Genomic DNA, 14,091 nt, shown 5'->3' with positions numbered 1-14,091 from the left:
GAATCGGCGCCCGGAAAGCGTCTCCCGGCCCACCTCTTGCCCGCTTCTTTCCAGTATTTCCAGCGCAATCACCACTATGCGGTGCCAGGTACACGTAAAGACATTGAAGACCCGTCAGAAACCGCGAGAGTTCCGCTAGAGCAGCCAATCGGCAGGAATGGGCATGGAATGCCAGATTCCTTTTGCCGGGCGCACCGCGCAGGCGCCGGCCGTCAGCGCACCCGTTCATCGGCTCCGCAGCGCGGTTTGTCCCACACCACCGAGTAGCGCCACAGAAGATGCCGGCGGAAGCGGCATCCGGGCAGCTGTTCCCGGGCGGCCCGCCGTACCTCGCCCCAGTCCATGTCGGGGTCCCGCACGGGCATCCCCGGCGGGTCGTGCTTGCCCCCGTGCCGCAGGGCGAGGAAGCGGGCCGCTGGGACGCCCGCGCCGCTGACGAGCCAGTCCCAGGGCGTCCGGTTGTTCGCCAGCCCGACGAGGACGAGGCGGCCGCCGGGCGCCAGCAGTGCGGTCATCCGGTCCACCGCGGCGGCGAAATCCAGGTGGTGGACGACGGCCACGGCGCTGAGGAAGTCGTATCCACCCGCAGAGGTGACCGCTCGGGGCCCGTCGGGTTTGCCGCCACGTCCGGCCATGTCGTCGTCCACCGCCATGAAGTCCGCCTCGACGAAGGCGACGTTGCCGATCCCGGCGCTCTGCTCGCGCGCCAGGGCGACCATCTCGGGCGACCGGTCCACTCCGGTCACCGTGCGCACGCGTCCGGCCAGTTCGCGGACCAGCATCCCGTCACCACAGCCCACGTCCAGCGCCCGCCCGCAGCCGTCCGGCACCGCGTCGAGCACCAGTCGGTGGTGGTGCACATTGTGATTCCAGTACGGGTCCGCAGGTCGGCGGGAGTGCGGCATCGGGCCACCGTAACGAAGGGGCGTATGCCAGGGCAGGCCCCCTATGCGACCGCAGCGGGCCTGCCGATGCTCCCTTCGGGTGAAACCAGGCAGCTCACGCAACCGCGCGGGGCGGACCACGCCTCCGAACAAGCGAGACCGCATGCGGGTGTGGCGACCGCTTCGGTTCTTCGGATCTTTCGGATCCCCGGATCACGACTGGTGGAGGCCCTGATGTCGACGTACTGCGAGCAGACCCCCTGGCGCACGGGCCCCTGGACCGACGACGGTCCCGCTCGCCCCGCATCCACGGCGTACCACGCCGCGACGGACTACACCCCCGCTCCCCCACGTGCCGAGGATCGCCTCGCCACGGCCTCGTTCCCGGCCGGGTTCCTCGTGCCGCCCGCGTACCCGGATCGCCTCCTGCCGCCGCCGCGCCCCGAGGACCGCGTGGCGGCCGCGCCGCACACGGAGGCCATCGGACAGGCCTTCCGCCCGCAGACGCGCGGACAGAGCGCCCCGCCTCCTGCCGAGCACCGGTACGCGTATCCGGAGCACCGGCAGCAGCCTCCGCGTCGCGACGACTTCGTTCCCCCGCGCCCCGGCGTCCGGTTTCAGTCCCCCGTGAGCACGCCCGACCGCCGCCGGCTGGAGCTGCAGGCCGCCCTCACGGCGGCCGGTGTCGCCCCGATGGCAGGGGACGGCGCCGCCGTCCACCGGCTCGCCCAGCTCGACGACGCGACGGTCGGCGCGGTCATCCGCTGGATCGGCGCCGCCGCTCAGCGGCCGTAGTGGCCCCGCCCGGACGGTGTGAGCCACGCGCCCGCCGTCACCGCAGACCGGGCAGGCTCCGCAGCTCCCCTGTCTTCAGAAGGCGGGCCGACAACACGAAGACCAGCGCCATGGTGAGCCCGCCCGCGGACAGGGTCAGGGCCGGTGTCCGCAGTGCCGCGGCGGACACGCCGGCGCAGGCATGGGCGACGGCCCAGCCGAGGATGCCGGCCGTTGCGGCGGACGCGGTCAGCTTGCCGTAGGTGCGGCACAGCCGACGGCCGTCGAGCCTGCCGGCTAGCCGGCGGCGCAGCAGCAGCGCGGTGGCGAGCAGGCCGATGCCGTACGCGACGGTGTACGCGGCGGCCATGCCGGTGACCGACCAGCGCGCGGGCAGCAGGAGATGGCAGGCCGTGGCGAGGGCGACATTCACGGCGGCGATCGCGGTGGCCATCCAGAACGGCGTGCGGGTGTCCTCGAAGGCGTAGAAGCCCCGCAGCAGGAGGTACTGCGCGGAGAACGGAATGAGGCCGAGGCCGAACGCCTGGAGCATGTGGCCGGCGGGTTCTGCCGACGCGGCGTCGACCGTGCCGTGGGCGAAGAGCAGTTGTGCGATCTGCGGGCCGAAGGCGAGGAAGAAGAAGGCGGCCGGGACGATGACGACACCGCTGACGCGCAGCGCGCGGGAGAGCTCGGCGCGCAGGTCGTCCAGACGGTGTGCGGCGGCCGCCCGGCTCATCCTCGGCAGCAGGGCAGTCACCAGGGAGACGGTGACGATCGACTGCGGGAGCATCCAGATCGTCTGGGCGTAGGAGTAGGCGGTGTAGCCGACGCCTGCCGTGGGAAGTCGCTGGTCCGCGGCGTTGGCGTAGTGCGTGACGACGGTCATCGCCGCCAGGTTGGCGAGGACGAGGAGCAGGGTCCAGCGGGCTGCCGCGATGCTCCTGCGCAGGCCCGTGCCACGCCAGTCGAAACGGGGCCGGAAGCGGAAGCCGGCGGCGCGGACGAACGGGATGAGCGCCACCCCCTGGAGGGCGATGCCCAGGGTGGTGGTGATGCCGAGCAGGTGGATCTGTCCGCGAGTGATGTCCTCGATCCGGTCGGAGCCCGCCAGCAGACCGATGTAGACGCCGAACATCGCGATCAGAACGAGGTTGTTGAGGACGGGGGTCCACATCATCGCGCCGAATTTGTCGCGTGCGTTGAGGACTTGGCCGAGGACGAAGAACAGGCCGTAGAAGAAGATCTGCGGAAGGAGGAAGCGGGCGAAGACGACGGTGAGTTCGAAGGCGGCGTGCGTGCGGGGGGTGTCCGGCGTGTAGACGGCGACGATCTGCGGCGCGGCCCACACCGCGAGCAGCGTGCCGACCGCGAGCACACTCAGGACGAGGGTGACCAGCCGCTGTTCGTAGGCGCGTCCGCCGTCCTCGTGCTCCGCCCTCGCCCGGACGAGCTGCGGCACCAGCACCGAGTTGAGCGCGCCGCCGATCAGCAGGGTGTAGAGGCTCATCGGGACGACGTTGGCGGTGTTGTACGTACTCGCCAGCAGCCCGGTGCCCAGCGCGCCGGCCTGGAGCACCTGCCGGATGAGCCCGGTTCCCCGGGAGGCGACGGTGCCCAGCGCCATCAGCAGCGACGCGCGCAGCATGCCGCCCCGGCCGCGCCCCTTCGGCGCGGCATGCCGGCGCCGCCGAGGGACCGGCCCGCCGTCCTGCGACTCGACACGGCCGGGAGCCGCCCCGGATAAGTGCCGGTCCGGCGATCGCAGCGGCATCGTGTCGTCCCTCGCTCTCTCCACCATGGTGGTCAACCTACGACGTGTCCCGGCGAGGTTCGGGCCCCTCGGACGACGCTCCGGTGCGGGAAAGATCACGCCTCCGGGACGGAACGCTCAGGCCGTCGGGAGCGGGCGCGCGCGTCGGGGGTCGAGGAGCGGCGCCATCAGGTCGCCGTGGCGTTCGTGGCGGGGAGCGATGTCGCTGAACAGGAAGGACAGTTGATCGGGTGCGGTGCAGTCGGCGATCTCGTCCCAGGTGACGGGGGTGGAGACGGTGGGCGTGGCGCGGGCGCGCAGGGTGTAGGCGACCGCGGTCGTCTTCGCGGCGGCGTTCTGGGAGAAGTCGATGAAGACCTTGCCGGGGCGCAGCGCCTTGGTCATCTTGTGCACGACGAGATCCGGCAACGCCGCCCGCGCCTCGACGGCGAGGGTCTTGGCGTAGGCGGTGGCGTGCAGTGAGGACGTGTGCTCGATGGGGACGACAAGGTGCAGGCCCTTGGACCCGCTGGTCTTGGCGTAGGCGTGCAGTCCGTCGGCCGCCAGCCGGTCGCGCAGCCACCGGGCGGCGGCGCAGCACTCGACGATGGTGGCCGGTTCGCCGGGGTCCAGGTCGAAGACGAGCCGGTCCGCGGAGCCCGGGTCGTCGCAGGTCCACTGGGGGGCGTGCAACTCGACCATCAGGTTCGCCGCCCAGACCAGCGAGGAGAGGTCCGGCAGCAGGACCTGCCGGGTGGTCTCCCCACTCGTATGGGGCACCTCGCAGGTCTTCACCCAGGAGGGCGTCCCGGGCGGCAGGTTCTTGGTGAAGAAGCGCAGGCCGTCGGGGCCGTCGGGGAAGCGCAGGAAGGAGAGCGGCCGGTCGCGGAGGTGCGGGAGGATCACGTCCGCGGTGGTGGTCCAGTAGTGCAGCACCTCGCCCTTGGTGGTGCCCGTCTCGGGATAGAGGACCTTGTCCAGGTTGGTCAGCGAGAGGCGCCGCCCCTCCACGACGGTGATCGGCGACATACGATGAGAATCCCACACAAGGGATGAAGTATGCGATCTATCTGGAATGGGTCCATCTCGTTCGGCCTGGTCACCATCCCCGTGAAGACCTACAGCGCCACCGACCGCACGTCGTCGGTGTCCTTCGTGCGTATCCACGAGAAGGACGGCGCGCAGGTCAGGTACCGGAAGATCTGTGAGCTGGACGGGAAAGAGGTCTTCAACGAGGAGGTCGGCAAGGGCTATCAGGTTCCCGGGGACGAGACCATCGTGCCGATCACCGACGAGGACCTGTCCCGGCTGCCGATGCCGACCTCGAAGACGCTGACGATCCTGTCGTTCGCCGATCCCGACGAGATCGATCCCCTACAGATGGACAAGTCCTACTATCTGGGCCCCAACGGCGCGGCTGCGGCCAAGCCGTACACCTTGCTGCGGGAGGCGCTGGAGCAGCACGGGAAGGTCGCGATCGGCAAGGTGGCGATGCGGGGGCGGGAGACGCTGGCGATGCTGCGGCCGCACGACGGGGCGATCGTGATGCACGCGCTGCTGTGGCCGGACCAGATCCGCCCGGCGACCGGGATCGCGCCCGAGGACGTGGCGATCCGGGAGAACGAGCTGAAGCTCGCCGAGACCCTGATGGACTCCCTGGGTGAACTGGACCCCGCCGAACTCCACGACGACTACCGCGAGGCCGTCGAGCAACTGGTCAGCGCGAAGCTGGAGGGTGGGGAGCCGGTCGCGCCCGAGAGTCCGGCCGGCGGGCAGGTCATCGATCTGATGTCGGCGCTGGAGAAGAGCGTGCGGGCGGCCCAGGGCGGGGCGGACGGCGATGCGGCAGGCCCGGCCGGGGGCGGGGAGGCGGCGTCGGCTTCGGTGACGTCTCTTCGGGGCCGCAAGACGGCGAAGAGGAGCACGGCGGGCGCGGCCGGGAAGAGCGGGGCGAAGAAGACCGCAGCGAAGCGGACGACGGCGGATGCGGGACCGGCCCGCAAGACCACCGGCTCCACCGCGAAGAAGGCGGCGTCCTCCCCCAAGGCGTCCGGCGGCCGGGCGAAGGCCACGTCCTCCGCCGGCGGCGGCGCGTCCGGGTCCTCCGGCGGAAAGAAGAGCACGGCCAAGAGCACCGGCACGAAATCGGCGGCGAAGAAGAGCGCGGCCAAGAAGACCGGGAAGAAGACATCCGCCTGAACCACCGGCGCCGCCGCGGGTTCGATGCCGAACGACCGGGAGCCGAACGGCCTAGAGTCGTGTCATGGCTTCAGACGAGGGGATCCCCCGCATCGACAGCTGGATCTGGTCGGTGCGGCTGACCAAGACGCGCTCGGCCGCCGCCACAGCCTGCCGCGGGGGGCACGTACGCGTCAACGGCGAGCGGGTGAAGCCGGCCCACGGTGTGCGTGTCGGCGACGAGGTCCGGCTGCGGCACGCCGGACGGGAGCGGATCGTGGTCGTCACGCGCCTGGTGCGCAAGCGGGTGGGCGCGCCGGTCGCCGCCGAGTGCTTCGTCGACAACAGCCCGCCGCCCCCACCGCGCGAGGAGGTGGCGGTCATCGCGCACCGCGACCGCGGCGCGGGCCGCCCCACCAAGCGGGACCGGCGCGAGATCGAGCAGCTGCGCGGCCGGTAGCGGGCCGCGCACGGCAGGTGTCGCCGACGCCCCCGCGACCGCGTTACGCCCCCGGCAGCGCGTCCACGTACACCCACCGCCCGCCCTCGCGGACGAAGCGGCTGTTCTCGTGCTGGCTGCCGGATTCGCCGTGCAGCGTGTAGTGCGCGCGGAATTCCACGGTTCCCTCGGCGTGGAAGGCGCTGCCGCCCGTCGTACTGAGGATGTCCAGTCCGGTCCAACGCTGCGCGGGCTCGAAGTCGAGGCCGTCGGGACGGGTCGAGGGATGCCAGGTGCGCAGGAGGTATCCGGCGTCGCCGACGGCGAAGGCGCTGTAGCGCGAACGCATCAGACGCTCAGCGGTGGGCGCTGCGGCACTTCCCCGGTGGAAGGGGGCGCAGCACTCGCGGTAGGTCTCCGCGCGTCCGCAGGGGCAGGGCGAGGCGGGGGCGACAGCGGCCGAGCGGCGCGTTTTCTTCTTCGACACCCCACGATTGTGCCGGGTCGGCGGGGTCGGGCCGCGACACGCGGAGCACAAGGGGAGGACAGGGTGCCTCACCACAGCGCCCGTTTGGGGGGTTTCAACGATAAATCACCCAAATGCAGCTTTTGAGGGCTTGATACTTGCTGTGAGGCTGGAAGAACTCATGGTGACCGTCCCCACCACCCAGGAGAGAACCCCCCATGATTCTGTCCATTTCCGGCGTGATCCTGCTCGGTGTCATCGTCTTTCTGTTCTTCCGCAAAGACGGCCTCAAGATGTCCCACGCGCTGGTCTGCGCGCTGTTCGGGTTCTACCTCGCCGGCTCGGCCATCGCGCCCAGCATCAAGGCCGGCGGCGCGAGCCTGGCGAGTCTCCTCGGAGGTCTCAAGATCTAGCGCGGTGTGAAGGGCAACGGCCGACCGGGCCACGCCATGTCCCGGCCGGCCCGTTCCCTCAGCCGCATCCTTCCCGGCTCGTATCCCACGCGAGCCACCACGACCACCGCACGAACAACAGGAGACAGATGTGGCCCGGCGCCCCCTGCCCCGCATCCTGACCAACAGCGCACCGCTCGCGCGCAGCCGCGAATTCGCGCGTACCGCCGCCGACAGCGCCTCCGACGTCTTCCACCCGCTGATCACGATCAGCCGTGGAGTGCGCCGGCTGGCTGTCGCGGCCGGGCGGCGCTGGTCCGAGACGCCCAAGGAACGTCGCGGACCGCTGTTGTTCTTCGTCGCCGCGTGCGTCCTGGTCGTGGCCCTCGCGCCCTTCGGGCCGCTGCTCGCACTCATCGCGGTGATGGGAGCGGCGGCCTGGGCGGGGCGGGATCGCGAAACTGCCCCCGCGGGCCCCACCGAAGCCGAGACGAACCGGCTGCGGGCCCTCTACGAAGCACTCGTGCCCTACTTCACCATCGAAGGCGACCCGGTCCCCCTCTACACCCACAACGGCGAGTGGGAGCAGGTCTTCACCGAGTACAGCTTCGACGACGACGGGCGCCTCGCCCGCCTCCACCTGAAGTACCCGGCGTATTTCACCGACGGCGAGGAGCGGTCCCGGGCCCGCATCGAACAGGTGCTGCACGCGAAGTCCGGCCGCGGCCGGGAGTACCACTTCGACTGGGACGAGGAGGCCAACCAGCTCGTCCTGACCGTCCTGGGCCCGCTGCCCACCGATATCGCGGCGCAGCGCTTCGTCGCCGCGCCCGGCGAGACCGTCCTCGGCTTCACCGATCCCGACTCCGTACGACGGACCGTGCCCGTCGTCGCCGACGAGGAGTCGCGGGATGCGCCTCCGGTGCTCTGGCGCGCCGGCCGACGGTCCACCGAACCTCATCTGCTCGCCCTGGGGCAGCCCGGGTCGGGGATCACCACCTTGCTGCGCTCGCTTGCGCTCCAGGCGCTGGACGACGGCGATGTGCTGATCATCGACGGCAGCGGGACCGGCGAGTACGCCTGCCTGGCCGGGCGCCGGGGTGTGCTGGGCGTCGAGAGCGGCCTCTCGGGCGCGACGGCGACGCTGCAGTGGGCCTCGCACGAGACGGAGCGCCGACTGATCTCGGCGAACCGTGCGCGGCAGGCCGGCCGGTCCGCGCCGGAGGACACCCGGCGTCCGCTGTGGATCATCGCGGACCGCCCCACAGCGCTCACCCACCTCGCGACCGCGGAGGGGCGTGACGATCCTCAGCGCCTGCTCCAGGTACCGCTGCGGCACGGCCGGGCCGCCTGCGTCACGGTGATCGTGGCCGACCACTTCGAGGGCGCGGAGCTGTTGAGCGAACCGGTGCGGGCGCACACCAAGGCCCGTGTGGTGCTCGGCCCCGCCACGGCGGAAGAGGTGCGGGCGGTGCTCGGGGCGCCGCCGCACACCACACCCACCTTCGAGGTGCCGCCGGGCCGAGGTTACGCGCGGCTGGGCACGAGTCCCGTCCTGCGGCTGCAAGTGCCGGCCACTCCCGACCCGTTCGACGAGGCCGTGAGCGAGGCACACCGGCAGGCGGTGCTGGCGCTGCTGCCCGAGCACACCGTTCCGGCCGGCGGGCTCGCACTCGGCACCGTGGCTGTCGCCAAACCCGCTGCCCCCGCGGAACAGACCACGGTCGGCGAGCCCGCCCCCTCCCCCGGAGCCGGCCACCGCTGATCGGGCGCGGACGACCGGCACTCCGGCGGGCGCCACGCCCCTGCGGAGCCGCCCCCGGGCGAACAGACGCCCGTCAGGCGACGAACGTGTGCCGCGCCTCGGTCGCGACCGGAGCGCCGGTCGCGACCAGGCGGGCGGCGCCGGCCAGCCGGACCGCGGCCTCGTCGGCGACCGCGCCGCTGACGGTGAACGGCAGCCGCACGAAGCCCTCGAAGGCACCGTCGACCCCGAACCGCGGACCGGACGGGACCCGTACGCCGAGCCGTTCGCCCGCCTCGGCGATACGGGAACCGGAGAGCCCGCCCGTACGCGCCCAGAGGGTCAGGCCGCCGCGGGGAACGCTGAACTCCCAGTCGGGAAGGTGCCGGCGCAGGGCCGAGACGATCGCGTCGCGGTTCTCCCTGGCCTGGTCCCGGCGGATCTCGACGGCCTGCTCCCAGCCGCCGGTCTCCAGGAGCGAGGCGATGGCGAGCTGTTCGAGCACCGGTGAGCCGAGGTCGGAGTAGGCGCGGGCGGCGACCAGGCTGCGGATAATGTCCGGCGCGGCGCGCACCCAGCCGATCCGCATCCCGGCCCAGAACGCCTTGCTGGCCGAGCCGACGGTGATGACGGCGCTGCCCGCCGGGTCGAACGCGCAGACGGGGCGGGGCGGTTCGGCGTCCGCGTCCAGCTGGAGTTCGGTCATCGTCTCGTCGACGACGAGCAGCGTGCCGGCCGAGCGCGCGGCGTCGACGAGCCGGCGGCGCTGGTCCTCGGTGGCGAGGGTACCGGTGGGGTTGTGGAAGTCGGCGACGACGTACGCCATGCGGGGGGCGGCGTCGCGCATCACCTGGCGCCAGACGGGAATGTCCCAGCCGGCCAGCCGCTCTCCGAGCGCCACCGGGACGAGCCGGGCGCCGGCGTCCCGCATCAGCTGGAGGATGTTGGCGTAGGACGGGGAGTCGACGGCCACCCGCTCGCCGGGGCTCGTACACAGTCGGCAAATCGCGGCGACGGCACCCATCGCCCCCGTGGTGACCATGATCTGTTCGGGCATGGTGGGGATGCCACGGGCGGAGTAGCGGTCGGCGAGGGCCTGGCGCAGGACGGGGAGGCCCGCGGGGTAGTCGCCGTGGGTGTGGGCGTAGAGCGGCAGGTCTGCCATGGCGCCCTGGACGGCGCGGGTCAGCCAGGGCTCAGGGGCCGGAAGGGCGGCACAGCCGAGGTCGATCATCGAGCCGGCGGCTTCCGGCGGCAGCGGCTCCAGGCCCCGGGTGGGCAGGGGGTTCCCGGCGGGGACGGCGGTCCAACTTCCGGAGCCGCGCCGGGACTCCAGGAACCCTTCGGCGCGCAGGGCCTCGTAGGCGGCGGCGACGGTGGTGCGGCTGACCCCGAACGCGGCGGCCAGCTCCCGCTCCGCGGGCAGCCGGGCCGCGACCGGCACCCGGCCCTCCAGGACGAGCAGGCGTACGCCGTCGGCGAGGCTGCGGTAGGCGGGCAACCGCCGCCCCCCGCCGAGGGGTTCGACATCCCCCGCGTCCTGCGACCGGAGCAGCCGGGCGAGTTGAGGTGCGCCTACCGCTGAAGTCCACTGAGCCATGAAGATCAGTCCACCTTCCCCGAATTGGCTCTACTTCGTAAGCCTGAACATGCCACATGGTGTCATGCGTCAGTCCAATCGTGCCAGGAGGGGGACGCGTCATGTCCATCACCGAGAAATCCGTCGCCCGACGGGGGCTGCTGCCACGCCGGCTGGTCCAGCTCTATCTGGGGTTGGTGCTCTACGGCGTCAGCATGGGGCTGATGCTCAGGGCCGAGCTGGGGCTGGAGCCCTGGAGCGTGCTGAACCAGGGCATATCCCGCCATACGGGGTTGTCGATCGGCACGGTGACGGTGGTGTCCGGCGCGCTGATCCTGCTGCTCTGGATCCCCCTGCGCCAGCGGCCCGGGCTCGGCACGGTCTCGAATGTCGTGATCCTCGGCGTGGTGATGGACGCGACGCTGGCCGTGGTGCCCGAGCTGCACGGGCTCGGCGCCCGGATCCCGCTGCTGGCCTTCGCCGTCCTCCTCAACGGCGCCGCGACCGGCCTGTACATCTCGACCCGCTTCGGCCCCGGCCCGCGCGACGGCCTGATGACCGGACTGCATCTGCGCACCGGCCGCCCGGTACGCCTGGTGCGGACCCTGATCGAGGTGGCGGTGCTCGCGGCCGGGCTCCTGCTCGGCGGTTCCGCGGGGGTGGGCACCGTGGTCTACGCGCTGGCCATCGGGCCGCTCGCCCAGTTCTTCCTCCGCCACTTCGCGATCGAGGGGCTGTCCGGTCCACCGTCGCCCGTGGTGGCCCGTGGCCCGAAGGCGCGCAAGGAGCACGCGATACTTCCCGAGTGATCCGGAAGCCAGGCATACGCCACCCCTACCTCGACCACCCCGCTCCGCTCCCCTTCGCCCACCGAGGCGGGGCGGCGGACGGCCTGGAGAACACCGCCGCCGCCTTCCGGCGGGCGGTGGACCGCGGTTACCGCTACCTGGAGACCGATGTGCACGCCACCTCGGACGGGAAGCTGGTCGCCTTCCACGACGCGACCCTGGACCGGGTCACCGACAGCCGCGGCGAGATCCGCGCGCTCCCCTGGCGTGCGGTGCGCCGGGCCCGGGTGGCCGGCCGGGAGCCGCTGCCGCTGTTCGAGGACCTTCTGGAGGAGTTCCCCCGAGCCCGCTGGAACGTCGACCTCAAGGCCGAGGCCGCTCTCGTGCCCCTGCTCGACCTGCTACGCCGCACCGACGCCTGGGACCGCGTGTGCGTCGGCTCGTTCTCCGAGGCCCGGGTCGGGCGGGCGCAGCGGCTGGCGGGCCGGCGGATGGCGACCTCGCTCGGCACGGGCGGCGTGGCGGGCCTGCGCATGCGGTCCTACGGCCGCGGGGTGCTGCCGCTGGACCGGCTGCTGGGCGCGGCGGTGCGGCGCAGCGCCGTGTGCGTACAGGTCCCCGAGCGGCATTCCGGCATCCCTGTCGTCGACCGGCTGTTCCTGCGCGCCGCGCACGCGCTCGGCATGCAGGTCCATGTCTGGACGGTCAATGACGCCGATCGGATGGCAGCCCTTTTGGACCTCGGGGTGGATGGCATCATGACCGATCAGATCGACACCCTGCGCACGGTGCTCGCCGGGCGGGGCTGCTGGGTCTGAGGGCCGGCGGCTGCCCGCCGCGCCACGGGGAGAGGGATACGGGGGTGTGCCGGTGAGCGCGCAGACTGTGGCCGGGAGCATGGCGGAGGCGGATGCCCGGCGCCGCGAACAACGCGGCTGGTATTGGTACGACTGGGCCAACAGCGTCTACTCGACGAGCGTCCTGACGGTCTTCCTCGGGCCCTATCTGACGTCGGTGGCGAAGGCCGCTGCGGACACCCACGGCTTTGTGCACCCCCTGGGTGTGCCGGTGCGCGCGGGCTCCTTCTTCGCGTACGCGGTCTCGGCATCGCTGCTGCTGGCCGTGCTGGCGATGCCGCTCGCCGCGGCGCTGGTCGACCGCACCGGCCGGAAGAAGCCCCTGCTGGGCTTCTGCGCGTACGCGGGCGCCGCGGCGACGACCGGGATGTTCTTCCTGGGCGGCGAGCGCTATCTGCTCGGCGGAGCGCTGCTGATCATCGCGAACGTGTCGTTCGTGGTGGCGATGATGCTCTACAACTCCTTCCTGCCGCAGATAGCCGAGCCGGAGGAACGCGACGCGGTGTCCTCCCGGGGCTGGGCGTTCGGCTACGCGTCCGGGGCTCTGGTGCTCGTCGCCGATCTGGCGCTGTTCGCCGGGCACGACTCCTTCGGCGTCACCGAGGGCACGGCGGTGCGCATCTGCCTGGCCACCGCCGGCCTGTGGTGGGGCATCTTCACCGTGATACCGCTGCGCCGCCTGCGTGACCGGTACGCGGCGGGGGGCCTGCCGAGCGCGCCCACCGCGATCCCGGCGGGCGCGGCCTCGCAGCGTGGCCGGAGCCGGCAGCAGCTGCGGGAGACGCTGCGCGATATGCGCCGCCATCCCCTCACGCTCTCCTTCCTCCTGGCCTACCTCGTCTACAACGACGGGGTGCAGACGGTGATCACCCAGGCGTCGGTGTACGGCTCCGAGGAGCTGCGCCTGGACCAGACGACGCTGATCGTGGCGATCCTGCTGGTGCAGGTGCTGGCCGCGGCGGGCGCGCTGGCGATGGGCCGGCTCGCCCGGCGGTACGGCGCCCGGCGGACGATCCTGGGCTCCTTGGTGGCCTGGACCCTCACGATCGCGGCCGGCTACTTCCTGCCCGCCAAGGCGCCCGGCTGGTTCTTCGCCCTGGCCGTCGGGATCGGCCTGGTGCTGGGCGGCAGCCAGGCGCTGTCGCGGTCGCTGTTCTCCCATCTGATCCCGCGCGGCAAGGAAGCGGAGTACTTTTCCGCGTACGAGATCAGCGACCGCGGTGTGAGCTGGCTGGGCCCCCTGGTGTTCGGGGTGGCCTATCAGCTGACCGGCAGCTACCGGGCGGCGATCCTGTCCCTGGTGGCGTTCTTCGCGATCGGCTTCGTGCTGCTGGCGAGGGTGCCGATGCGGCGCGCGATCGCCGAGGCGGGTAATCCCGTCCCGGACCGGATTTAGGTTCGGGGCGCGCGGGGCGGTAGTGTACGCCTTTGGCTCACCAGGCGGACCGTTACTGCGCGCTCAACGAAACGAGGCGCTGGGTGACATCTGCTGCCAGATGTGACAAACCGGGCGCTGGTGGGTACAACAAGGGGCGGCACGAAGGAAGGCAGCGGCGCACAGCGCCTCCGTCACGGGCGGTGGTGGGCGACGGGTGGGCGCATCCCCTTTACGGGAATCTTCACCGCCGACCGGACGTTGACCGGATGACGACGACAGCGACACCTGTCCTGTGGGCGACAAGCCCGGGAGGCACGATTCATGAGTGAGCGAGCTCTTCGCGGCACGCGACTCGTGGTGACCAGCTACGAGACCGACCGCGGCATCGACCTGGCTCCGCGCCAGGCGGTGGAGTACGCATGCCAGAACGGCCATCGATTTGAGATGCCGTTCTCGGTTGAGGCCGAGATTCCGCCGGAGTGGGAGTGCAAGGTTTGCGGTGCACCCTCCCTCCTGGTGGATGGCGATGGCCCTGAGGAAAAGAAGGGTAAGCCCGCGCGTACGCACTGGGACATGCTCATGGAGCGGCGCACCCGCGAGGAGCTGGAGGAGGTGCTGGCCGAAAGGCTGGCCGTCCTGCGCTCCGGCACCATGAACATTGCCGTGCATCCGCGCGACAGCAACCGCAAGTCCGCCTGACAACCGGACTTCCTTAGGCACGACAGCACGTACAAGGGCCGGGGGCCCCCCCCCCCCGGGGGGCCCGGCCGTGGCCGGGAGCGGCCGGCGGGCGGGGCCCCCCCCCGGTCCGCGCCCGGGGAGCGCGCCCGGGGGCCGGGCCGGGGGGGTGCGGGGGGGC

Annotated in this window: 14 protein-coding genes; 9 read left to right on the top strand and 5 right to left on the bottom strand. The window is 71.8% G+C overall.

Translation table 11 applies throughout. The annotated features are described in order from the left end of the window. Positions 1-212 precede the first annotated feature (212 nt). Entirely contained in the window at positions 213-905 is a 693-nt protein-coding gene (locus tag ACGFZW_RS32195) for a class I SAM-dependent methyltransferase (protein ID WP_393896818.1), read from the bottom strand. A 213-nt stretch (positions 906-1,118) separates the two neighbouring features. Here ACGFZW_RS32195 and ACGFZW_RS32190 point away from each other — a divergent pair, with 213 nt between their 5' ends. Next, the gene (locus ACGFZW_RS32190) at positions 1,119-1,679 is read left to right on the top strand and encodes a hypothetical protein (protein ID WP_393896817.1); all 561 of its coding nucleotides are present in this window, start codon (positions 1,119-1,121) and stop codon (positions 1,677-1,679) included. Between the two features lie 37 nt (positions 1,680-1,716). Here the strand turns inward: ACGFZW_RS32190 and murJ are convergent, their stop codons facing one another. Continuing rightward, positions 1,717-3,285 carry a murein biosynthesis integral membrane protein MurJ gene (gene murJ, locus ACGFZW_RS32185; protein ID WP_393896905.1) on the bottom strand — a complete coding sequence of 523 codons (1,569 nt, stop codon included), beginning with the start codon at positions 3,283-3,285 and terminating at the stop codon, positions 1,717-1,719. A gap of 264 nt (positions 3,286-3,549) precedes the next feature. Then, positions 3,550-4,440, bottom strand: a complete 891-nt coding sequence (ligD, locus tag ACGFZW_RS32180; protein WP_393896816.1) for a non-homologous end-joining DNA ligase — start codon at positions 4,438-4,440, stop codon at positions 3,550-3,552. A gap of 30 nt (positions 4,441-4,470) precedes the next feature. Here ligD and ACGFZW_RS32175 point away from each other — a divergent pair, with 30 nt between their 5' ends. Then, positions 4,471-5,610, top strand: coding sequence for a Ku protein (locus ACGFZW_RS32175; RefSeq protein WP_393896815.1), 1,140 nt, complete (start codon positions 4,471-4,473; stop codon positions 5,608-5,610). A gap of 64 nt (positions 5,611-5,674) precedes the next feature. Beyond that, positions 5,675-6,049, top strand: coding sequence for an RNA-binding S4 domain-containing protein (locus ACGFZW_RS32170; protein ID WP_393896814.1), 375 nt, complete (start codon positions 5,675-5,677; stop codon positions 6,047-6,049). A gap of 43 nt (positions 6,050-6,092) precedes the next feature. Here the strand turns inward: ACGFZW_RS32170 and ACGFZW_RS32165 are convergent, their stop codons facing one another. Next, a complete protein-coding gene (locus ACGFZW_RS32165) occupies positions 6,093-6,515 on the bottom strand; it encodes a YchJ family protein (RefSeq protein WP_393896813.1) in 423 nt (140 codons plus the stop codon). 197 nt (positions 6,516-6,712) lie between these two features. Between ACGFZW_RS32165 and ACGFZW_RS32160 the strand changes: the two genes are divergently transcribed. Both ACGFZW_RS32160 and ACGFZW_RS32155 read left to right on the top strand, forming a co-directional pair. After that, the gene (locus ACGFZW_RS32160) at positions 6,713-6,907 is read left to right on the top strand and encodes a hypothetical protein (RefSeq protein ID WP_393896812.1); all 195 of its coding nucleotides are present in this window, start codon (positions 6,713-6,715) and stop codon (positions 6,905-6,907) included. A 130-nt stretch (positions 6,908-7,037) separates the two neighbouring features. Then, positions 7,038-8,651, top strand: a complete 1,614-nt coding sequence (locus tag ACGFZW_RS32155) for a hypothetical protein (RefSeq protein WP_393896811.1) — start codon at positions 7,038-7,040, stop codon at positions 8,649-8,651. Positions 8,652-8,724: 73 nt separating this feature from the next. Here the strand turns inward: ACGFZW_RS32155 and ACGFZW_RS32150 are convergent, their stop codons facing one another. Continuing rightward, a complete protein-coding gene (locus tag ACGFZW_RS32150; RefSeq protein WP_393896810.1) occupies positions 8,725-10,230 on the bottom strand; it encodes a PLP-dependent aminotransferase family protein in 1,506 nt (501 codons plus the stop codon). A 101-nt stretch (positions 10,231-10,331) separates the two neighbouring features. On the opposite strand from ACGFZW_RS32150, the gene ACGFZW_RS32145 reads away from it, so the two are divergent. From ACGFZW_RS32145 to ACGFZW_RS32130, 4 genes are all read left to right on the top strand, one after another. Continuing rightward, positions 10,332-11,018, top strand: a complete 687-nt coding sequence (locus ACGFZW_RS32145) for a YitT family protein (RefSeq protein ID WP_393896809.1) — start codon at positions 10,332-10,334, stop codon at positions 11,016-11,018. After that, on the top strand, positions 11,015-11,815 hold the full coding sequence (locus ACGFZW_RS32140) for a glycerophosphodiester phosphodiesterase (protein ID WP_393896808.1): 801 nt from the start codon (positions 11,015-11,017) through the stop codon (positions 11,813-11,815). The genes ACGFZW_RS32145 and ACGFZW_RS32140 overlap by 4 nt, the downstream gene beginning before the upstream one ends. A 79-nt stretch (positions 11,816-11,894) precedes the next feature. Next, the gene (locus tag ACGFZW_RS32135) at positions 11,895-13,250 is read left to right on the top strand and encodes an MFS transporter (RefSeq protein ID WP_393896904.1); all 1,356 of its coding nucleotides are present in this window, start codon (positions 11,895-11,897) and stop codon (positions 13,248-13,250) included. Positions 13,251-13,553: 303 nt separating this feature from the next. Beyond that, the gene (locus tag ACGFZW_RS32130; RefSeq protein ID WP_026170122.1) at positions 13,554-13,931 is read left to right on the top strand and encodes an RNA polymerase-binding protein RbpA; all 378 of its coding nucleotides are present in this window, start codon (positions 13,554-13,556) and stop codon (positions 13,929-13,931) included. Positions 13,932-14,091: the final 160 nt, after the last annotated feature.

This window comes from Streptomyces sp. NPDC048248 (assembly GCF_043201875.1).
Classification (GTDB): domain Bacteria; phylum Actinomycetota; class Actinomycetes; order Streptomycetales; family Streptomycetaceae; genus Streptomyces.
Note: the sequence above shows the minus strand (reverse complement) of the source record. Positions and strands in the feature narration are given on the sequence as shown.

Excerpts from the sequence above, each read along its gene's own strand:
- ACGFZW_RS32195 (WP_393896818.1), bottom strand. The coding sequence starts at position 905 with ATGCCGCACTCCCGCCGACCTGCGGACCCGTACTGGAATCACAATGTG.
- ACGFZW_RS32190 (WP_393896817.1), top strand. The coding sequence starts at position 1,119 with ATGTCGACGTACTGCGAGCAGACCCCCTGGCGCACGGGCCCCTGGACC.
- murJ (WP_393896905.1), bottom strand. The coding sequence starts at position 3,285 with ATGGCGCTGGGCACCGTCGCCTCCCGGGGAACCGGGCTCATCCGGCAG.
- ligD (WP_393896816.1), bottom strand. The coding sequence starts at position 4,440 with ATGTCGCCGATCACCGTCGTGGAGGGGCGGCGCCTCTCGCTGACCAAC.
- ACGFZW_RS32175 (WP_393896815.1), top strand. The coding sequence starts at position 4,471 with ATGCGATCTATCTGGAATGGGTCCATCTCGTTCGGCCTGGTCACCATC.
- ACGFZW_RS32170 (WP_393896814.1), top strand. The coding sequence starts at position 5,675 with ATGGCTTCAGACGAGGGGATCCCCCGCATCGACAGCTGGATCTGGTCG.
- ACGFZW_RS32160 (WP_393896812.1), top strand. The coding sequence starts at position 6,713 with ATGATTCTGTCCATTTCCGGCGTGATCCTGCTCGGTGTCATCGTCTTT.
- ACGFZW_RS32150 (WP_393896810.1), bottom strand. The coding sequence starts at position 10,230 with ATGGCTCAGTGGACTTCAGCGGTAGGCGCACCTCAACTCGCCCGGCTG.
- ACGFZW_RS32145 (WP_393896809.1), top strand. The coding sequence starts at position 10,332 with ATGTCCATCACCGAGAAATCCGTCGCCCGACGGGGGCTGCTGCCACGC.
- ACGFZW_RS32135 (WP_393896904.1), top strand. The coding sequence starts at position 11,895 with ATGGCGGAGGCGGATGCCCGGCGCCGCGAACAACGCGGCTGGTATTGG.
- ACGFZW_RS32130 (WP_026170122.1), top strand. The coding sequence starts at position 13,554 with ATGAGTGAGCGAGCTCTTCGCGGCACGCGACTCGTGGTGACCAGCTAC.